This window comes from Amycolatopsis sp. NPDC039088 (assembly GCF_055598845.1).
In genome coordinates this window covers 225273-243850 of the sequence record NZ_JBVKAE010000002.1, presented here as the reverse complement: position 1 = coordinate 243850, position 18578 = coordinate 225273, and the positions used below count along the sequence as shown (strand labels likewise).

The 18578-nt window shown below is 66.6% G+C and carries 28 protein-coding genes; 4 read left to right on the top strand and 24 right to left on the bottom strand.

Going from position 1 to position 18578, the window contains the following annotated elements; genetic code table 11:
• Position 1: 1 nt before the first annotated feature.
• The 19 genes from rplE to ACZ7KI_RS03420 all read right to left on the bottom strand — a co-directional run bounded on the left by rplE (position 2) and on the right by ACZ7KI_RS03420 (position 11913).
• Positions 2-565 (bottom strand): 50S ribosomal protein L5, encoded by a 564-nt coding sequence (gene rplE, locus ACZ7KI_RS03510; RefSeq protein ID WP_061979954.1) that lies wholly within the window; start codon positions 563-565, stop codon positions 2-4.
• A gap of 2 nt (positions 566-567) precedes the next feature.
• Positions 568-882, bottom strand: a complete 315-nt coding sequence (gene rplX, locus ACZ7KI_RS03505) for a 50S ribosomal protein L24 (RefSeq protein ID WP_037314671.1) — start codon at positions 880-882, stop codon at positions 568-570.
• Positions 883-885: 3 nt separating this feature from the next.
• Positions 886-1254, bottom strand: a complete 369-nt coding sequence (gene rplN, locus ACZ7KI_RS03500; RefSeq protein WP_005166785.1) for a 50S ribosomal protein L14 — start codon at positions 1252-1254, stop codon at positions 886-888.
• A gap of 79 nt (positions 1255-1333) precedes the next feature.
• Positions 1334-1615, bottom strand: coding sequence for a 30S ribosomal protein S17 (rpsQ, locus tag ACZ7KI_RS03495; RefSeq protein WP_007031041.1), 282 nt, complete (start codon positions 1613-1615; stop codon positions 1334-1336).
• The gene (rpmC, locus tag ACZ7KI_RS03490; protein WP_061979955.1) at positions 1612-1860 is read right to left on the bottom strand and encodes a 50S ribosomal protein L29; all 249 of its coding nucleotides are present in this window, start codon (positions 1858-1860) and stop codon (positions 1612-1614) included. Before rpmC ends, rpsQ begins: the two co-directional genes overlap by 4 nt.
• A complete protein-coding gene (gene rplP, locus ACZ7KI_RS03485; protein WP_061979956.1) occupies positions 1860-2279 on the bottom strand; it encodes a 50S ribosomal protein L16 in 420 nt (139 codons plus the stop codon). The genes rpmC and rplP overlap by 1 nt, the downstream gene beginning before the upstream one ends.
• A gap of 3 nt (positions 2280-2282) precedes the next feature.
• Positions 2283-3134 carry a 30S ribosomal protein S3 gene (rpsC, locus tag ACZ7KI_RS03480; RefSeq protein ID WP_061979957.1) on the bottom strand — a complete coding sequence of 284 codons (852 nt, stop codon included), beginning with the start codon at positions 3132-3134 and terminating at the stop codon, positions 2283-2285.
• Positions 3134-3550 carry a 50S ribosomal protein L22 gene (rplV, locus tag ACZ7KI_RS03475; protein ID WP_007031038.1) on the bottom strand — a complete coding sequence of 139 codons (417 nt, stop codon included), beginning with the start codon at positions 3548-3550 and terminating at the stop codon, positions 3134-3136. The genes rpsC and rplV overlap by 1 nt, the downstream gene beginning before the upstream one ends.
• Positions 3551-3579: 29 nt before the next feature.
• Positions 3580-3861 carry a 30S ribosomal protein S19 gene (rpsS, locus tag ACZ7KI_RS03470; RefSeq protein WP_026468892.1) on the bottom strand — a complete coding sequence of 94 codons (282 nt, stop codon included), beginning with the start codon at positions 3859-3861 and terminating at the stop codon, positions 3580-3582.
• Positions 3862-3879: 18 nt separating this feature from the next.
• Complete coding sequence (rplB, locus tag ACZ7KI_RS03465) at positions 3880-4713, bottom strand: 50S ribosomal protein L2 (RefSeq protein ID WP_470271634.1); 834 nt, start codon at positions 4711-4713, stop codon at positions 3880-3882.
• 16 nt (positions 4714-4729) lie between these two features.
• Positions 4730-5041: a 50S ribosomal protein L23 gene (gene rplW / locus ACZ7KI_RS03460; protein ID WP_101612167.1), complete on the bottom strand. Its 312-nt coding sequence runs from the start codon at positions 5039-5041 to the stop codon at positions 4730-4732.
• Positions 5038-5724: a 50S ribosomal protein L4 gene (gene rplD / locus ACZ7KI_RS03455; RefSeq protein ID WP_470271633.1), complete on the bottom strand. Its 687-nt coding sequence runs from the start codon at positions 5722-5724 to the stop codon at positions 5038-5040. Before rplD ends, rplW begins: the two co-directional genes overlap by 4 nt.
• Before the next feature lie 2 nt (positions 5725-5726).
• Positions 5727-6377, bottom strand: a complete 651-nt coding sequence (rplC, locus tag ACZ7KI_RS03450; RefSeq protein ID WP_061979959.1) for a 50S ribosomal protein L3 — start codon at positions 6375-6377, stop codon at positions 5727-5729.
• A 31-nt stretch (positions 6378-6408) separates the two neighbouring features.
• Positions 6409-6714 (bottom strand): 30S ribosomal protein S10, encoded by a 306-nt coding sequence (gene rpsJ / locus ACZ7KI_RS03445; protein WP_003102098.1) that lies wholly within the window; start codon positions 6712-6714, stop codon positions 6409-6411.
• 399 nt (positions 6715-7113) lie between these two features.
• The gene (gene tuf, locus ACZ7KI_RS03440; RefSeq protein WP_470271632.1) at positions 7114-8307 is read right to left on the bottom strand and encodes an elongation factor Tu; all 1194 of its coding nucleotides are present in this window, start codon (positions 8305-8307) and stop codon (positions 7114-7116) included.
• A 127-nt stretch (positions 8308-8434) separates the two neighbouring features.
• Complete coding sequence (fusA, locus tag ACZ7KI_RS03435; protein WP_061979961.1) at positions 8435-10534, bottom strand: elongation factor G; 2100 nt, start codon at positions 10532-10534, stop codon at positions 8435-8437.
• A gap of 63 nt (positions 10535-10597) precedes the next feature.
• A complete protein-coding gene (gene rpsG, locus ACZ7KI_RS03430) occupies positions 10598-11068 on the bottom strand; it encodes a 30S ribosomal protein S7 (protein ID WP_005166770.1) in 471 nt (156 codons plus the stop codon).
• Entirely contained in the window at positions 11068-11442 is a 375-nt protein-coding gene (rpsL, locus tag ACZ7KI_RS03425) for a 30S ribosomal protein S12 (RefSeq protein WP_003102113.1), read from the bottom strand. The genes rpsG and rpsL overlap by 1 nt, the downstream gene beginning before the upstream one ends.
• 324 nt (positions 11443-11766) lie before the next feature.
• Positions 11767-11913: a hypothetical protein gene (locus tag ACZ7KI_RS03420; protein WP_470271631.1), complete on the bottom strand. Its 147-nt coding sequence runs from the start codon at positions 11911-11913 to the stop codon at positions 11767-11769.
• Positions 11914-12103: 190 nt separating this feature from the next.
• On the opposite strand from ACZ7KI_RS03420, the gene ACZ7KI_RS03415 reads away from it, so the two are divergent.
• From ACZ7KI_RS03415 to ACZ7KI_RS03400, 4 genes are read left to right on the top strand one after another with little or no spacing between them, the layout of a single operon-like run.
• Complete coding sequence (locus ACZ7KI_RS03415; protein ID WP_470271630.1) at positions 12104-12670, top strand: YbaB/EbfC family nucleoid-associated protein; 567 nt, start codon at positions 12104-12106, stop codon at positions 12668-12670.
• Positions 12670-13026: a WXG100 family type VII secretion target gene (locus tag ACZ7KI_RS03410; protein ID WP_470271629.1), complete on the top strand. Its 357-nt coding sequence runs from the start codon at positions 12670-12672 to the stop codon at positions 13024-13026. Before ACZ7KI_RS03415 ends, ACZ7KI_RS03410 begins: the two co-directional genes overlap by 1 nt.
• Entirely contained in the window at positions 13026-14291 is a 1266-nt protein-coding gene (locus ACZ7KI_RS03405) for a WXG100 family type VII secretion target (protein ID WP_470271628.1), read from the top strand. Before ACZ7KI_RS03410 ends, ACZ7KI_RS03405 begins: the two co-directional genes overlap by 1 nt.
• A 32-nt stretch (positions 14292-14323) precedes the next feature.
• Complete coding sequence (locus ACZ7KI_RS03400) at positions 14324-15022, top strand: hypothetical protein (protein WP_470271627.1); 699 nt, start codon at positions 14324-14326, stop codon at positions 15020-15022.
• Positions 15023-15074: 52 nt separating this feature from the next.
• Here ACZ7KI_RS03400 and ACZ7KI_RS03395 read toward each other — a convergent pair whose 3' ends face one another.
• The 5 genes from ACZ7KI_RS03395 to ACZ7KI_RS03375 all read right to left on the bottom strand — a co-directional run bounded on the left by ACZ7KI_RS03395 (position 15075) and on the right by ACZ7KI_RS03375 (position 18520).
• Positions 15075-15575: a GNAT family N-acetyltransferase gene (locus tag ACZ7KI_RS03395; RefSeq protein ID WP_470271626.1), complete on the bottom strand. Its 501-nt coding sequence runs from the start codon at positions 15573-15575 to the stop codon at positions 15075-15077.
• Between the two features lie 82 nt (positions 15576-15657).
• Entirely contained in the window at positions 15658-16149 is a 492-nt protein-coding gene (locus ACZ7KI_RS03390; protein ID WP_470271625.1) for a hypothetical protein, read from the bottom strand.
• Positions 16150-16204: 55 nt separating this feature from the next.
• Positions 16205-16438, bottom strand: coding sequence for a hypothetical protein (locus tag ACZ7KI_RS03385; protein WP_470271624.1), 234 nt, complete (start codon positions 16436-16438; stop codon positions 16205-16207).
• Between the two features lie 26 nt (positions 16439-16464).
• A complete protein-coding gene (locus ACZ7KI_RS03380) occupies positions 16465-16698 on the bottom strand; it encodes a hypothetical protein (RefSeq protein ID WP_470271623.1) in 234 nt (77 codons plus the stop codon).
• A 61-nt stretch (positions 16699-16759) separates the two neighbouring features.
• Positions 16760-18520: a hypothetical protein gene (locus tag ACZ7KI_RS03375; RefSeq protein WP_470271622.1), complete on the bottom strand. Its 1761-nt coding sequence runs from the start codon at positions 18518-18520 to the stop codon at positions 16760-16762.
• Between the last annotated feature and the right edge of the window lie 58 nt (positions 18521-18578).

Below are 18578 nucleotides of genomic sequence, written 5' to 3'. Positions count from 1 at the left end.
CTCAGTTCTCCTTGAACGGGAAGCCGAGCTTGCGAAGCAGCGCGCGGCCCTCGTCGTCGGTGTTGGCGGTGGTGACGACAGTGACGTCCATACCGCGCGGGCGGTCGATGGCGTCCGGGTCGATCTCGTGGAACATCGACTGCTCGTTGAGACCGAACGTGTAGTTGCCGTTGCCGTCGAACTGCTTCGGCGAAAGTCCGCGGAAGTCACGGATACGCGGAAGCGCGATGGTCAGCAGCCGGTCGAGGAACTCCCACATCCGGTCGCCGCGCAGCGTGACGCGCGCGCCGATCGGCTGGCCCTCACGCAGCTTGAACTGCGCGATGGACTTGCGGGCCTTGCGAACCTCGGGCTTCTGCCCGGTGATCGCGGCCAGGTCGCGGATGGCGCCTTCGATCAGCTTGCTGTCACGGGCGGCGTCACCGACACCCATGTTCACGACGACCTTGACGACGCCCGGGATCTGGTGGACGTTCTCGAAGGAGAACTCCTCCTGGAGCTGTCCCTTGATCTCCTCGCGGTACCGCACCTTGAGGCGCGGGGCGATCTTCTCTGCGGTGGTCATGATCAGATGTCCTTACCGTTCCGGCGCGAAACCCGGACCTTCTTGCCGTCCTCGCCGATGCGGTAGCCGATGCGAGTCGGCTTGCCGTCGGAGTCGACGACCATCACGTTCGAGACGTGGATGGGCGCCTCCTGGGTGACGATGCCGCCGGACTGCGCGCCGCGCTGGGTCTGCGAGATCCGGGTGTGCTTCTTGATCCGGTTCACGCCTTCGACCAGCACGCGCTCGCGCTCGGGGTAGGCCTGGATGACCTTGCCCTTGGCACCCTTGTCCTTGCCGGCGATGACGACGACCGTGTCGCCCTTCTTCACCTTCATGCTCTACAACACCTCCGGCGCGAGCGAAATGATCTTCATGAACTTTCGGTCGCGCAGCTCGCGGCCCACCGGGCCGAAGATGCGGGTGCCGCGGGGCTCATTGTCGTTCTTGATGAGCACAGCAGCGTTCTCGTCGAAGCGGATGTAAGAACCGTCCGGACGACGGCGCTCCTTGCGCGTGCGAACGATGACAGCCTTGACGACGTCACCCTTCTTCACGCCGGCGGCCGGCATGGCGTCCTTCACGGTGGCGACGATGATGTCGCCGATACCCGCGTAGCGCCGCCCGGAACCACCGAGAACGCGGATGCAAAGGATTTCCTTCGCGCCCGTGTTGTCGGCAACCCGAAGCCGCGACTCCTGCTGGATCACGTCTACTCCTGTATGTCGCGCTGGTTCTCGCGTTGAACCGCGAGCCTTGCGGAACTAAGGGACTCAAAAAGAGCCCTACTTACTTGGCCTTCTCCACGATCTGCACCAGACGCCAGCGCTTGGTCGCCGACAGCGGGCGGGTCTCCATCAGGGTGACCCGGTCGCCCACGCCCGCCTCGTTGTTCTCGTCGTGCACCTTGACCTTGCTGGTGCTGCGGAGAACCTTGGCGTAACGACGGTGCTTCTTGCGGTCTTCGAGCTCGACCACGATCGTCTTGTTCATCTTGTCCGAGACGACGTAACCCTCACGGACCTTGCGGTCGTTGCGGGGGGCCGCCTCAGCGTTGGGCTGCTCGCTCATGCGGCACCTTCACTCTCGGCGTCAGGGGAAACGGACAGGCCGAGTTCACGCTCGCGCATGACCGTGTAGATCCGCGCGATGTCCGTACGGACGATGCGCAGACGGCGGTTGTTGTCGAGCTGTCCGGTCGCCATCTGGAAGCGGAGGTTGAAGAGCTCCTCCTTGTATTCCTTCAGACGCAGAACGAGCTCTTCCGCGGTGAGCTCACGCAGCTCCGATGCCTGGGCAGCACCTGCCTTCGCCATCAGAACTCACCACCTTCACGGGTCACGATGCGGCACTTCATGGGCAGCTTGTGGATCGCGCGACGGAGCGCCTCACGGGCGGTCTCCTCGTTCGGGAACGAGATCTCGAACATCACGCGGCCCGGCTTCACGTTGGCGATCCACCACTCGGGCGAACCCTTACCGGAACCCATGCGGGTTTCCGCCGGCTTCTTGGTCAGCGGGCGGTCCGGGTAGATGGTCGTCCACACCTTGCCACCACGCTTGATGTGACGCGTCATGGCGATACGAGCGGACTCGATCTGCCGGTTGGTCACGTAGCTGTGCTCAAGCGCCTGGATGCCGTACTCGCCGAAGCTCACATTCGTACCGCCCTTGGCGGCACCGTGGCGCTTCGGGGAGTGCTGCTTCCGGTGCTTGACCCTGCGCGGGATGAGCACGTGTCAGCCCTCCGTCTTTTCTGCAGTCTCAGCAGCCGGGGCCTCGGTGGCCGCGGGGGCGGTGTCGTCGCTCTTGGCGGCGGCAGCGGCCCGGCCGGCTTCGGTCGAGGTCGGCGTCGTGCCCGACGCACCGGAACGGCGCGGGCGGGACGGACGGTCACCACGGTCACGGCGCGGGGCACGCTCAGCGGCCGCGGCGGCGTCACGCGCCTCCCTGGCCTTGAGCCCACCCACGAGTTCGCCCTTGTAGATCCACACCTTCACGCCGATGCGACCGAACGTCGTCTTGGCCTCGAAGAAGCCGTAGTCGATGTCGGCACGCAGCGTGTGCAGCGGGACGCGGCCATCGCGGTAGTGCTCGGAGCGGGACATCTCGGCACCGCCGAGACGACCGCCGCACTGCACGCGGATGCCCTTGACCTGCGGCGAACGCATAGAGGTCTGGATCGCCTTGCGCATCGCGCGGCGGAACGCCACACGGTTGCTCAGCTGCTCCGCGACACCCTGAGCGACGAGCTGGGCGTCGGCCTCGGGGTTCTTGACCTCGAGGATGTTCAGCTGGACCTGCTTGGCGGTCAGCTTCTCCAGCGCGCCGCGGATGCGGTCGGCCTCCGCACCGCGACGGCCGATGACGATGCCCGGCCGGGCGGTGTGGATGTCGACGCGGACCCGGTCACGGGTGCGCTCGATCTCGACCTTGGAGATCCCGGCGCGCTCCATGCCCGTGGACAGCAGCTTCCGGATCTTGACGTCCTCGGCCACGTACTCCGCGTACTGCTTGTCGGCGTACCAACGCGACTTCCAGTCCGTGGTGATACCCAGGCGGAAGCCGTGCGGGTTGATCTTCTGGCCCACTACCGGCCACCTGCCTTCTTCTTGCCCTGTGCCTTCTTGGCCTCGGCCTTCGGACGCGACTCCACCTCGACGGTGATGTGGCTGGTCCGCTTGCGGATCCGGTACGCGCGGCCCTGGGCCCGCGGACGGATGCGCTTGAGGGTCGGGCCCTCATCGGCGTAGGCGTTCTTGACCCAGAGGGTGTCCGGGTCGAGATCGAGGTTGTTCTCGGCGTTGGCCATGGCGCTGGCGAGCACCTTCGCGACCGGCTCGCTTGCCGCCTGCGGGGCGAACTGGAGCACGGCCAAGGCGTCGGCGGCGCTACGTCCCTTGATCAGCTCGATCACCCGGCGCACCTTGGTAGGCGAGTCCCGGACGAAGCGAGCCCGCGCGTAAGCCGTCGGCAAAGCCTCGGCCACGTCGTTCTGGGCGTTCATCGCTAGCTTCCTTGTTCTCTCGTGCCCGCTCAGCGGCGGCGCGACTTGCGGTCGTCCTTGATGTGGCCCTTGAAGGTCCGAGTCGGTGCGAATTCGCCCAACTTGTGACCCACCATCGCCTCGGTGACGAACACCGGGACGTGCTTACGGCCGTCGTGCACCGCGATCGTGTGGCCCAGGAAGTCCGGGATGATCGTGGAGCGACGCGACCAGGTCTTGATCACGGTCTTCTTGCCCGACTCGTTGAGCACGTCCACCTTCTTGAGCAGGTGGTCGTCCACGAAGGGGCCCTTCTTAAGGCTGCGTGGCATGTTCTTCTACCTCCCTGCTCAGCGCTTCTTGCCGGTACGCCGGCGGCGGACGATCATGGAGTCGGAAGCCTTGCGGCGGCGGGTGCGGCCTTCGGGCTTTCCGTTCGGGTTCACCGGGTGGCGACCACCGGAGGTCTTACCCTCACCACCACCGTGCGGGTGGTCGACCGGGTTCATGACGACACCACGGACGGTGGGGCGCTTGCCGCGCCAGCGGTTACGACCCGCCTTGCCCCAGTTGATGTTGGAGTGCTCGGAGTTGCCGACCTCGCCGACGGTGGCGCGGTTGCGCACGTCGACGTTGCGGATCTCGCCCGAGGGGAGACGAAGCTGGGCGTAAGGCCCGTCCTTCGCCACCAGCTGCACCTTGGCACCGGCGGACCGCGCCATCTTCGCGCCGCCACCGGGGCGGAGCTCGATCGCGTGGATCACGGTGCCGACCGGGATGTTGCGCAGCGGCAGGTTGTTACCCGGCTTGATGTCGGCGCGGGGGCCGTTCTCAACCGTGTCACCCTGCTTGAGCTTCTCCGGGGCGATGATGTAGCGCTTCTCGCCGTCGGCGTAGTGCAGGAGCGCGATCCGAGCCGACCGGTTGGGGTCGTACTCGATGTGCGCGACCTTGGCGGGGATGCCGTCCTTGTCGTTCCGGCGGAAGTCGATCAGCCGGTACGCACGCTTGTGGCCACCGCCCTTGTGGCGGGTGGTGATCTTGCCGCTGGAGTTACGGCCGCCGGTCTTGCTCAGCGGACGAAGCAGCGACTTCTCCGGGGTCGACCGAGTGATCTCGGCGAAGTCGGAGACGCTCGAACCGCGACGACCCGGGGTCGTCGGCTTGTACTTGCGGATGCCCATGTGTCAGCTCAGTCCTTTACGCGGTGGGTCCGCCGAAGATCTCGATCGGCTTGCTTTCAGCCGAAAGAGTCACGATGGCGCGCTTGGTGTCCTTGCGCTTGCCGAAGCCGGCGCGAGTCCGCTTACGCTTGCCCTGGCGGTTGAGGGTGTTGACACTGACCACCTTGACGCCGAACACCTTCTCGACCGCGATCTTGATCTGGGTCTTGTTGGCGTCCGGGCGAACCACGAACGTGTACTTGTGGTCTTCAAGCAGTCCGTAGGACTTCTCGGAGATCACCGGCGCGAGCAAGATGTCGCGGGGATCGGGGATGGCGATCGCACTCACTGCTCGTCACTCCCTTCAACCTCGCTCGACCGCGCGCTGGCCTTCGCGCCCTTGCCCCTGACGGGACCGGCGACGAACACGTCGTAAGCGGCCTTGGTGAACACCACGTCGTCGTTGACCAACACGTCGTAGGTGTTGAGCTGATCGGGCGTGATGATGTGGACCTCGGGCAGGTTTCGCACGGAGTTCCAGCTCAGCTCGTCGTCGCGGTGCAGCACCACGAGAACGCGCTTGGCCTGGGTCACCGCGGCGATAGCGGCCTTGGCGGCTTTCGTGGACGGCTTGTCGCCGGTCACCAGTTCGGTGACGACGTGCAGCTGTCCGGCGCGGGCCCGGTCGGAGAGGGCGCCACGGAGGGCGGCGGCCTTCATCTTCTTCGGGGTCCGCTGGGTGTAGTCACGCGGCGTGGGGCCGTGGACGACGCCACCACCGGTGAACTGCGGCGCACGGGTCGAACCCTGGCGGGCGCGGCCGGTGCCCTTCTGGCGGTACGGCTTCTTGCCACCACCGCGGACTTCACCGCGGGTCTTGGTGTCATGCGTGCCCTGGCGAGCGGCGGCCAGCTGGCCCACCACGACCTGGTGCATGAGGGGCACGTTGGCCTGCACGTCGAAGATCTCCGAGGGGAGCTCGACCGTGCCGTCGGCTTTACCGGCCGGGGTCTTCAGCTCGACGCTGGTCATGATCAGTTACCACCCTTCGCGGCGCTGCGAACGAACAGCAGGCCGCCCTTGGGACCGGGCACGGCGCCCTTGATCAGCAGCAGGCCGTCTTCGGCACGCACCGCGTGCACGGTCAGGTTCTGCGTGGTGACCCGGTCGTTGCCCATGCGGCCCGCCATGCGCAGGCCCTTGAAGACACGGCCCGGGGTGGCACAGCCACCGATCGAGCCGGGCTTGCGGTGCACGGCCTGGGCACCGTGGCTCGCGCCCTGGCCCTTGAAGCCGTGACGCTTCATGACGCCGGCGTAGCCCTTGCCCTTGCTGGTACCGGTCACGTCGACCTCGATACCGGCCTCGAACACCTCAGCGGTGATCTCCTGGCCGACCTCGTAGGTCTCGGCGTCGGTGGTACGCAGCTCCGCAAGGAAACGACGCGGGGTCACGCTCGCCTTGTCGAAGTGGCCGGTGCGCGGCTTGTTGACCCGGCGCGGGTCGACCGCGCCGAAAGCCAGCTGCACGGCCTTGTAGCCGTCGGTTTCCTGGGTCCGAACCTGGGTGACCACGTTCGGACCGGCCTGGACGACGGTCACCGGGACGACCCGGTTGTTCTCGTCGAAGACCTGGGTCATGCCGAGCTTGGTGCCCAGGATGCCCTTCACTTGCCTGTCAGACATGAGTCTCTTACTCTCCGCCGCTCGCCAGCCGCTACTGGATGTTGACGTCGACGCTCGCCGGCAGGTCGATGCGCATGAGCGCGTCGACCGTCTTCGGCGTCGGGTCGAGGATGTCGATCAGACGCTTGTGCGTGCGCATCTCGAAGTGCTCGCGCGAGTCCTTGTACTTGTGCGGCGAGCGGATGACGCAGTAAACGTTCTTCTCGGTGGGCAGCGGCACCGGCCCGACAACACGGGCGCCGGTGCGCGTGACCGTCTCGACGATCTTGCGCGCCGAGGTGTCGATCGCCTCGTGGTCGTAGGCCTTGAGCCGGATGCGGATCTTCTGTCCCGCCATGGTGGCTGCTCGTTCCTTGTCGTCTCGTGCCGCTTTTGTCTTTTCAAACCTCAGTTTGACTGAGGTTTTCCCAGTTCAACGGCCCTGTCCCCGGTCCACGCGGTCGGGCGTGTCGAGCCCGACGCACAGACGGATCCCGCGGGATCTTCGTCTTGCCTGGTCTTCCTCAACGTGAGGAGGCATCGAGCCGGCGGAAAAGCTTGGATCGCCGTCTCAAACGCCCTTGCCCGCTAGCCTCACCCGAAGGAAGTGCTCCGCGGACCGTGGCCGCTCATACCAGGGCGGCCGGAACCCCGAAAGGATTCGGCCGCCCTGGGACGAGCAACCTGAATAGTGTCGCACACGTGATTTGACGCCCCTAACCCGGGGGGTGTAGTACCCCCGGGCGGGGCGTCTAAATCACTTGATGATCTTGGTGACCTGGCCGGCGCCGACGGTCCGTCCACCCTCACGGATGGCGAAACGCAGGCCCTCGTCCATGGCGACCGGCTGGATCAGCACAACGCTGATGTCCGTGTTGTCGCCCGGCATGACCATCTCGGTGCCCTCCTTGAGGGTCACCACGCCGGTCACGTCCGTCGTACGGAAGTAGAACTGCGGGCGGTAGTTGTTGAAGAACGGGGTGTGACGGCCACCCTCGTCCTTCGACAGGATGTAGACCGAGCCCTCGAACTCCGTGTGCGGGGTGGTGGTGCCCGGCTTCACGACGACCTGGCCGCGCTCGACGTCCTCGCGCTTGATACCGCGGACCAGCAGACCGACGTTGTCGCCGGCCTCACCCTGGTCGAGCAGCTTGCGGAACATCTCGACACCGGTGACGGTGGTCTTGGTCGACTTCTCCTTGATGCCGACGATCTCGACCTCTTCGTTCACGTTCACGCGGCCACGCTCGATACGGCCGGTAACGACCGTGCCACGGCCGGTGATCGTGAAGACGTCTTCGATCGGCATCAGGAACGGCTTGTCGAGCTCGCGCACCGGGTCCGGCACGTTCTCGTCGACGGCTTCCATCAGCTCGAGAACGCTCTCGCCCCACTTGGCGTCGCCCTCGAGGGCCTTCAGGCCGGAGACCTTGACGACCGGAGCGTCGTCACCCGGGAAGTCCTGGGAGGACAGCAGCTCGCGGACCTCGAGCTCGACGAGCTCCAGGATCTCTTCGTCGTCGACCATGTCGGCCTTGTTCAGCGCGACCACGATGTAGGGCACGCCGACCTGCTTCGCGAGCAGCACGTGCTCACGGGTCTGCGGCATCGGGCCGTCGGTCGCCGCGACCACGAGGATCGCGCCGTCCATCTGCGCCGCACCGGTGATCATGTTCTTGATGTAGTCCGCGTGACCGGGGGCGTCCACGTGGGCGTAGTGACGCTTCTCGGTCTGGTACTCGACGTGCGAGATGTTGATCGTGATACCGCGCTGCTTCTCTTCCGGCGCGTTGTCGATCTGGTCGAACGCCGACGCCGTGTTCAGCTCGGGGTACTTGTCGTGCAGAACCTTGGTGATCGCCGCGGTCAGAGTGGTCTTACCGTGGTCGACGTGACCGATGGTCCCGATGTTGACGTGCGGCTTGGTCCGCTCGAATTTCGCCTTCGCCACTGGAATGTCCTCCTGGACTTTTTTGCTTACTCACCGGCCAACGTGGCTGTCGTCGGACGGAGATTCGTTTCTCGGTGGGTGCTGCGGACGGTCAGGAGTGTCCCTTATGCCCGCGGACGGACGGGAACTACTCCCCCGTCGCCTTCGCGATGATTTCCTTGGCGACGTTCGCGGGAACCTCGGCGTAGGAATCGAACACCATGGAGTAGTTGGCACGTCCCTGGGTACGCGACCGCAGGTCACCGACGTAACCGAACATCTCCGACAGCGGGACCAGTGCCTTGACGACACGGGTACCGGCGCGCTCCTCCATGGCCTGGATCTGGCCACGGCGGGAGTTGAGGTCGCCGATCACATCGCCCATGTAGTCCTCGGGCGTGGTGACCTCGACGGCCATCAGCGGCTCGAGGATGACCGGACCGGCCTTCTTCGCGGCTTCCTTCATCGCCATGGAACCGGCGATCTTGAAGGCCATTTCCGAAGAGTCGACCTCGTGGTACGCGCCGTCCAACAAGGTGAACTTCAACCCGACGAGCGGGTAGCCGGCCAGCACGCCGTACTGCATGGCGTCCTGCGCGCCCGCGTCGACCGACGGGATGTACTCCCGCGGCACGCGACCACCGGTGACCTTGTTGTCGAACTCGTAGAGGGCACCGTCGGTGGACTCGAGCGGCTCGAGCTTGACGATGACCTTCGCGAACTGACCGGAACCACCGGTCTGCTTCTTGTGCACGTAGTCGAGCTTCTCGACCGTCTTGCGCACCGTCTCGCGGTAGGCGACCTGCGGCTTACCGATGTTCGCCTCGACCTTGTAGTCGGACTTCATGCGGTTGACCAGCACCTCGAGGTGCAGCTCGCCCATACCGGCGATGATCGTCTGGCCGGTGTCCTCGTCCAGGTTGACCTGGAACGTCGGGTCCTCTTCGGCCAGCTTCTGGATCGCCAGGGAGAGCTTCTCCTGGTCGGCCTTGGTCTTCGGCTCGATCGCGACGCGGATGACCGGCGCCGGGAACGTCATCGACTCGAGGACGACCGGGTTCTGCGGGTCGGCGAGGGTGTCACCGGTGGTGGTGTCCTTCAGGCCGATGACCGCGTAGATGTGGCCGGCCTGGGCCTCGTCGACCGGGTTCTCCTTGTTGGAGTGCATCTGGAAGAGCTTCCCGATGCGCTCCTTGCGCTCCTTGGTCGCGTTGATCAGCTGCGCGCCGGCGGAGACCTTGCCCGAGTACACCCGGATGTAGGTCAGCTTGCCGAAGAACGGGTGCGCGGCGATCTTGAACGCCAGAGCGGAGAACGGCTCCTCGGTCGACGGCTTGCGCGACACGACGGTCTCGCCGTCGGGCAGCGTGCCCTCGACGGCGGGGACGTCCAGCGGCGACGGAAGGTAGTCGATGACCGCGTCGAGCATGGGCTGAACGCCCTTGTTCTTGAAGGCGGAACCGGTGAGCACCGGGTACGCCTCGCGGTCGACGGTGAGCTTCCGGATACCGGCCTTGATCTCGGCCTCGGTCAGCTCCTCGCCCTCGAGGAACTTCTCCATGAGGGCGTCGTCCGCCTCGGCGACGGTCTCGACGAGCTTCTCCCGGTACTCGGCCGCCTTGTCGGCGAGCTCGGCCGGGATCTCCTCGACGGCGTAGTCCTCACCCTTCTGGACCTCGCCGCGCCAGGTCAGCGCCTTCATGCGGACCAGGTCGACGACGCCTTCGAATTCGCTCTCGGAGCCGATCGGCAGCTGGATGACCAGCGGACGGGCACCGAGGCGCTCCTCGATGGTGCGGACGGTGAAGTAGAAGTCCGCGCCGAGCTTGTCCATCTTGTTGACGAAGCAGATACGAGGAACCTCGTACTTGTCCGCCTGACGCCAGACCTGCTCGGACTGCGGCTCGACACCTTCCTTGCCGTCGAACACGGCGACGGCACCGTCGAGCACGCGGAGCGAACGCTCCACCTCGACGGTGAAGTCGACGTGACCCGGGGTGTCGATGATGTTGATCTGGTGATCGGCCCAGAAGGTGGTGGTGGCAGCCGAGGTGATGGTGATACCCCGCTTCTGCTCCTCCTCCATCCAGTCCATGGTGGCGGCGCCATCGTGGACTTCACCGATCTTGTAGTTGACCCCGGTGTAGAACAGGATCCGCTCGGTGGTGGTGGTCTTACCGGCGTCGATGTGGGCCATGATGCCGATGTTGCGGACCTTGTTCAGGTCGGTCAGCACGTCACGTGCCACGAGAGTGTTCCCCTGTCTCAAAATTGGGGCCCGGCAAGGCTTGGATCGGCAGCCGGGCGGTCATCACCAGCGGTAGTGCGCGAAGGCCTTGTTGGACTCGGCCATCTTGTGCGTGTCCTCGCGCCGCTTCACGCTGGCGCCGAGGCCGTTGCTCGCGTCGAGCAGCTCGTTCTGCAGGCGCTCGATCATGGTCTTCTCACGGCGAGCCGCCGAGAAGGAGACCAGCCAGCGAAGCGCAAGGGTGGTGGAGCGGCCCGGCTTGACCTCGATCGGCACCTGGTAGGTGGCGCCACCGACACGACGGCTCTTCACCTCGATGGTGGGCTTCACGTTGTCGAGGGCGCGCTTCAGCGTGACGACCGGGTCGGTGCCGGTCTTCTCGCGAGCACCTTCGAGGGCGCCGTAGACGATGCGCTCGGCCAGGGACCGCTTGCCGTCCTTCAGCACCTTGTTCACCAGCTGGGTGACCAGCGGGGATGCGTAGACGGGGTCAGAGATCAGCGGCCGCTTCGGCGCCGGACCCTTGCGAGGCATTAGCTCTTCTCCTTCTTCGCGCCGTACCGGCTGCGCGCCTGCTTACGGTTCTTGACACCCTGGGTGTCGAGCGAACCGCGGATGATCTTGTAACGGACACCCGGCAGGTCCTTCACACGACCACCACGCACGAGCACCATCGAGTGCTCCTGCAGGTTGTGGCCTTCACCGGGAATGTAGGCGGTGACCTCGATGCCGCTGGTCAACTTCACACGAGCGACCTTGCGAAGCGCCGAGTTCGGCTTCTTGGGGGTTGTGGTGTACACGCGAGTGCACACGCCACGCCGCTGCGGGCTCCCCTTGAGGGCCGCGGTCTTCTGCTTGGCAGCCTTGTCCTGGCGGCCCTTACGGACCAGCTGCTGGATCGTGGGCAATGGACCAGCTTTCTGTTCGCGATCTTGCTACTACGTGTCTGTCTCCGGCCCCCGCGGTCGGGCGTGTCGGCCCGCGTCACGGTCTCTCGACCGGTAACTTCCCGTAGGGATTTTCCGTCGGATCCCGTGTGGGCGAAGCCTTCGAACCGGATGCCTGAGCACCCCGTTCACACCGCACGGCACACGGGACGGCCCGACGCCTGCCGGGCACGGTCTCCAAAGATACCCGCCCACTTCAGGGGCGACCAAATCGGGGGGTCGATAACTATATCGTGCCGGGCGTCAGGCCGCGGCCACCCTGATGGAACGGCGTTTCGGCCGCGTTCATTCCTCGTCGGGCTTGGCGTGGTCCGGCCTGCCGGGGTTCGGGTCCCGGCCGAGGTCGATCAGCGGGTGCACGGGTGCACCCTCCGGCGCCGCGTGGCTCCCCCGCCTCGGCTCCTCGATGCTTTCCTGCTGCTCGGCGTCCACGACGCCTCCCCTCGCTGTGCTCCTGTCGCCTTACTCGGCGAACCACGCTACCTATTCCTCTATCGGGTGAGCCGGATGGATCCGAGAAGCACCCCATCGCGTCAAACCGGTGAATAGGTCACGATGACACCGGTCACAGCGTCGACGGGCGTGGTTCCAGGTGACACAGGCACTCGCACGGGGAGGCTCCATGTCAGCCGAGTTCGAACAGCTGGTCGCGGAATTCGAGAAGTTCCAGTCCAGGATCCAGAACGTCGATGATCGGTTCGCGAACATCGGCGACATGCAGAGCGAGCTCAGCGCGCTTCAGGCCACGGCGTCCTCTCCGGACCGTTCGGTCACCGTCGTGGCGGGCCCGGCGGGCGCCATCATGGACGTCCGGTTCACCGAAGAGGCGTTGCGCCAGCGTCCGGAGGCCCTCTCGGCCGCGCTGATGTCGACCATCCAGCAGGCCGTCGCCGAATCGGCGCGCAAGCAGGCGGCCATCGTCGAAGAGCACATGGGTGACGATCTCCACCTGGTCGACCAGGTGCTGGAGACCCAGGCGGAGCTTTTCGGAACCACCGTCGAGGAAATGCGGTCGAAGCTGGCGGAAGAGGCGCCGACGCGTCCTTCACCGGATAGCCCGGCCGACGACTATTCCGAGCGATCGGTCCTCAAGACCGACCCGGAGCCGCCGCGACCGGCACCGCCGTCGTCCGGCGGCTCGGACGGCGACCGGTTCCTGAAGCACCTGTTCGAGGAAGGTGACCACTGATGCCCGACGGTTCGGTCAACGGCGGCTACAACGTGGACCCCGCCGCGCTCCGCCGCTATTCCGGCGAACTCGGCAACTACGGCGGCCAGACCGGGAAGCTGAAGGAAATGGTCGGCCAGGCCGACGTCGGCAACCAATCCTGGGGACTCGTCGGCCTGTTCACCAAGGACGGTTACACGCAGACTTTGGCCTCCCTCAAGGATTTGATGGAAGCCATGGCCAAGGGCCTGGAGAGCGCCGGGTCGAAGATGACGCAGGCGGCCGACATCTACCAGGGCATCGAAGAAGACCATGTGACCACGTTCAACAAGATCGAAGCGAAGATCGACGGACCCAAGGCCGGGGGGAAGCCGTAATGGCCGAGGTCAAGGACGTGACCGAGGGCGTCTCGATGAAGTCCTACCAGGGCGACACCGTGATCCCCGGGATCAACACCGAGAACGCGATCAAGAAGACGCCGATCGTCGGCGACGCCGTCCAGCTGGGCAAGGACTCCGTCTCCGCGTACAAACAGGTCTTCGACAGCAAGACCCAGGCCGACGGCGCGGACATCGCGCTGGGCGTCACCACCATCGCCCTCGACGCCAAGTCGTTGATCCAGAGCGGCTCACAGACCATTGTGGACATCGCGACGGATCCGCTCGGCTGGCTCATCGGGCAGGGACTGAGCTTTCTGATCAACGTCGTCCAGCCGGTGCAGGACGCCATCCATTTCGTCAGCGGCGACGGCCCCGCACTGGGCAAGGCGGCGGAGAACTTCGGCACGCTGGCCAAAGCGCTGCAGGAGATGTCGGTCAACTTCGACCAGGTCGCCGACGAGCGGCTCGCCGGCTGGGCCGGTGACGCGGGGACGGCGGCGAAGAAGGGGCTCGCGGAGTTCTCCAGCGGTATCAACGGTGTCGCGGCGAAGGCCGGTGACATGGCGCAGATGCTGCAGCTCAACAGCATGCTGATGACCTTCATCGAGGAGCTGATCAAGGCCATCCTCACCGAGGTCATCAGCTGGCTGATCACGTTGTGGGTGCCCGCGATCGCCGCGGCCGTCCCCACCGCGGGCGCTTCGACCGCGGCCGCCGGTGCCGCCACGCCGCCGAAGCTGGCGTCCACCGCGACGAAGACGACCGGGTTCGTCAACCGGCTCCGCAAGATCCTGTCCGACGTGCTGGCGTGGCTGCGCAAGATGCAGGCCAAACTCACCGACAGCAAGATGGGCAAGTTCCTCACCGACGGGACCAAGGCGACCGACCGGTTCGCCGACCGGATGGCGAACACCAAGTCCGGCAAGGGTTACGTCGACGCGCTGATGGGTGAGAAGGGCATGCTCGGCAAGCGGCTCGACACCCCGCGGCCGGTGTTGAACGCCACCAAGGACGCGGTCGACGTCGACGCGACGTTGCGCGCCGAGATGCGGCGGGACGTCGGCAAGGCGGCGGTGGACGGCGTCGTCAAGGGCGTCACCGGCGCGACGACCGGCGACTGGAAGGACAAGCGCGGCAAGGCCATCCTCGACGCCGGTGGCAAGGTGATCGGCTACACCAAGGACTTCAAGAAGGCCGGAGACCACGGTGGTCGCGGCGAGGAGCAGTCCGATCAGGAGACCAAGGACGACCTGGACTTCTGAGACTTTTGAGCGGTGTGGAAAGGGAATACGAGATGGTCTCGGCACTCGACGCCGATTCGCCGGTCATGATCACCCTCGGGGCGATCTTCATGCTCGCGGTCGGCGTCGGGCTCCTGTTCCTGGTCCTGTTCGTCGCCGGGAAGGTGCGCAGAAGGCACGAGCGCGGGCACTGGATGAGCGGTTTCGCCGCGGAGAGGTCCGGCCGCTTCCACGCCGAGGACGGCGGTACGTCACCCGGGTTCGGGGTGGATCCGGTCGGGCGGGACCGGCCGCTGGCCGAGGCTTCGGTGACCAGGTCGGTGGAGTTCCGGCACCGCGACCACGACGTCATCGGCGTCGACTTCTTCGACGACCGCCATCAGCCGGGCGGTGACACCACCCCGCGGGCGTTCCATTCGGTGCAGGTCCGCGTGCCGGATTCGGCGGCGCTCTTCCTGGCGGCCGACGGGGTGTTCCCGACCCGCGTGCTGCGGGAGTTCGAGCAGGTCAAGACGTTCGACAGGGCCTTCGACGGCGCGATGAAGGTCCGCGCCGCCGACCGCGAGCGGGCCGCGGGGCTGCTCACGCCGGACGTGCGCGCCTGGATCCTCGGCGACCCGCGGTTCGGCCGGTGGCCCGTGTTCGTCGAACGGGGGACGATCCGCACCGGCGGGCACCGGACCCTGGACCGCGAGACACTGCTCGCCGAAGCCGATTTCCTGATCGACGTCGCCGCCCGCCTGCCCCGCTGAGATCGCGATTAGGGGGCTAAAGTCGCTCCCGGGCGCGAGCGACTTTAGCGGGCTAAACGCGATCTGACATGGCCTGGACCAGGGACTTCGAGAAGAAGTAGTGGGCAAGAGGGTTGTCGTTGAAGCGCTCGACCTCGTCGTAGCCGAGGCGCGCGTACAGGGCCCTCGCCTCGACCAGATCGCTGCGGGTGTCCAGACGGATGGACGTGGCCCCGAGGCCCCGGGCGACGTCCTCGGCGGCGGCCACGAGCAGCGCCGCCCCGCCCCGGCCGCGCTCGTCCTTCCGGAGGAAGACGCGGGTGAGTTCGGCGATTTCCGGCGTGGCGCCCCGGACCCCCGCGCATCCGGCGAGCACCCCGTCGCGGTGAGCGAGCAGGAAGGCGCCGGTCGGCGGGACCAGATCCCGGCTGTGATGCTCCTCGAGCAGCGTGTCGAGCTCCTCCTCGGGGACCGGGCGACCGTAGTAACGCGACGCGATCTCGTCCAGGTACTCGCGCAGCAACAGGGCCGCGTCGGGGTGTTCGACGGGGGTCACTTCGAAGCTCCAGCTCATGTCTCCATGATCCCTGCCCCGGCCAGCGAATTTCTCCGGCCCCGGATCGCGATTAGGGGGCGAAAGTCGACGTGGGGGCGGGTCAGGAGGGGGCCAGGCGGCCGGCGCAGGTGGCGACCTCGCCGGGGGTGGACTTCTGCGTGGTGACGACGGCGCCGCCCACGGCCACCCGGCATTCGACGGCGCCCTCGCCCTGCCCCATCAGCTGCACGGTCGGCGGCGCGCCGGTGTTCTTCCACGTGAGTTCCTTGCGCCACGGCAGCGTCACCTGCAGCTCCTGGTGCACGAGCCCCAGCCCGTTCGAGTCGTAGACCACGGTCGCGGTCCCCGTGCCGTCGAGTTCGTAGGTGATCCGCCAGTCGCTGGACACCGGCTGCGGCCGCTCCTGGCTGAGCGTCCGCGTGATCGTGCGGTCCGGTTCGCGCGACGGCGTGGCGTCGGTGGGTTCGCCGACGACGGCCACGGTCTCGGCCTGCGGTTCCTCGCCGCCGTTGAGCAGCACCACGCAGGTCGCGAGCGCGGCCACCACGATCCCCGCGATGGCGATCCGCCCGATCAGTTGTCTGTCGGCCATCGGTTCTCCTCACCGAAAGCGGCGGCGCGGCCCGGGAGCCGCGCCGCCACGGGAATCAGGACGGCAGCAACTTGCCGGGGACGCCGTTGAGCGACTGGATGAGACCGAGCACCGGGACGCCGAGCGGCGCGAACGTCCAGATGTTGTTGAGGTCGCTCGTGTCGGGTTCGTCGACGACCACGACATCGTTCGGGGCGGTTTCCGCGGCGAGCGCCGGAGCGACCGAGCCGAGGGCGACGAGTCCGGCGAGCGCCGCGCCGGCGACCGCGCGGACGAGGGTCTTCTTCATGAGATTCTCCTTTGCTGGTAACGGTTTTACGAAATCGGCGTGATGATCCCGAAGATCGGGGCGAGGACGTCGGTGGGCACGGGAACGGTCGGTCCGAGCAGTCCGCCGAGGTCGACGCCGGGGATCAGCCAGAGCGCCGGGCCGCCGCCACCGGTCGGCAGGCCCGGCAGCGGGTCGGCCGAGGCCACCCCGCCTGCCAGTCCGGACAACGCGCCCGCCACGGCGAGCGGCAGCAGCACACGGGCCGCGATTCGCTTCATTTCATCTCCTTTTCTTTCGTGGAAATCGAGCCTTACCGCTGCTGGAATCGAGCGGAATCCTTTACCGCAGTACCGAGCTGATCGGCACGATCGTGCCGTCGGGGATCCATTGCCCCGCGTAGTTCCGGTCGGCGATCATCCCGGCGGCGTGCGGTTCGCCCGGGTACATCGGCATGGCGTTGACCTGCGCCGCAGCGAAGATCTGGACGTCGCCGTTCGTCGACCTCCACTGGTCGCCGAGCCAGTTCCGGAAGCCGCCGAGCGTGGGGCTTTCGCCGCCGAAGGCGTTGTTCGTGGCGACCGCGTAACTGACGGCGACCTGCTCTCGCGGATCGAACCGCAGCGGTAGCGAGGAACTCGCGACGGCGTTGACGATCGGGCCGTTGAGGAGCCACGGCGCCAGGTACAGGCCGTACTGATGGGTCGGCTTGAGCCGCTGGGACTCGGCCGCGCGGGTCATCGCCGTGTAGCCGCCCGCCCAGCCCGACACCACCACCAGCGCGGTGTTCGGGCCCGCTTCGGCCTGCACCGGGAGCCCGGCACGCGCGGCGGTCTCACGGACCAGCTTCGCAGCGGCCACACTCCGCGGTGAGGTGTCCTCGGCGAGCGTGAGCGCGGAAGGCTTGCGACCGGCAAGGAACTCGACGAGCTTGACCAGGGAACCGCTGTCTTCGCCCGAAAGCGTGGCCGAGGGGCACGAAGTGAGGACTTCGCGGCGGTCGGCGATCAGTCCGCCCAACGCGGCCGACGCGCATTCGGGCGCGTCCGTGTCCTCGATGGCGGGCCCCTGCTCCTCCCCCGCGTCGACCTCGATCGTCGTCTTCTCCTCGCCGCGGCTGACGATCAGATCGCTGCGTCCCTTCGGCAGGTCGACCTCGGCCCAGGTGCCCTCGGCACCGGGACGCACGATGGCCTTGCCGATCAGGCCGCCTTCGATTCCGGCGGACAGGTCGTCTCCCGCGCTCGCCGGGAAATGGACGAGGTTCTTGCCGGGCCGCTGCGGGCTCACCAGTACCGGGATCCGCTGGCCACCGACGGTGGCATCGGTGAGCAGAGGAACCCCGGGAATCGGCAGTTCGGGTGGTTTGGGAATGGCCGCGAGGGCGCTCCAGGCAACGAAACCGACGGCCACGGCGGCAGCGCCAAATCGATAGGAACGCGTGGAATCCTTGCCTGACAAGAAGAATCCGGCGACAACGGTGGCGACGACCGGAAGCACGGCGATCACTAGCAACGTGATCCCGAAGAAGGTTTCATAGATCCGGCGGTCGAATCCAAGTCCGGAGGAGAACAGCTGGACGGCCCCGGCGACGACGAGAAGTCCGCCCAGTGTCAAGGAAAGCGGGCCGAGCCGGAAGTTCGTCTGGCGCCATCCCTCGGCGGGCACCCAGACGGAAAGAACGGTGACGCCGAACCACAAGGCCGCCGCCGCGACGTAGACGGTGTCGATGGCGAACTCCACGCCGGATCGTCCGAGTGAGGTTTCGAGCACCACCAACGCGGCCAAGGCGAGAGAAGCCCACCGGGCGGCGGAAGGCCAGCGCACCAGAACGGGAATCGCCAGCGCCAACGCGATGTGCACGGTCAGCGCGATGACGTTGACGTCGGTCGCGAAAGCGGAAACAGCCGCGAGTGCGGCGGAAACCCCGCCGAGCGCGGCGATGGTGAGAGACAGCCGCCGGGGAAGTTCGCCCACCAGCGGACGCAGAATCCCGGCCCCGGCAAGGAAAGCCGTCGCCAGCAGGAGCCCGAGCCGAAGCAGGATCAAGGCGATGCCGACTCCGGACGAACCCGAGCTCGCCGGTATGACGTGGTGATCCATGGGGACCTTCCGGAGCGAATCGGCGGGGCCGTGGGTGGGGGACGCGCCCGCCACCCAC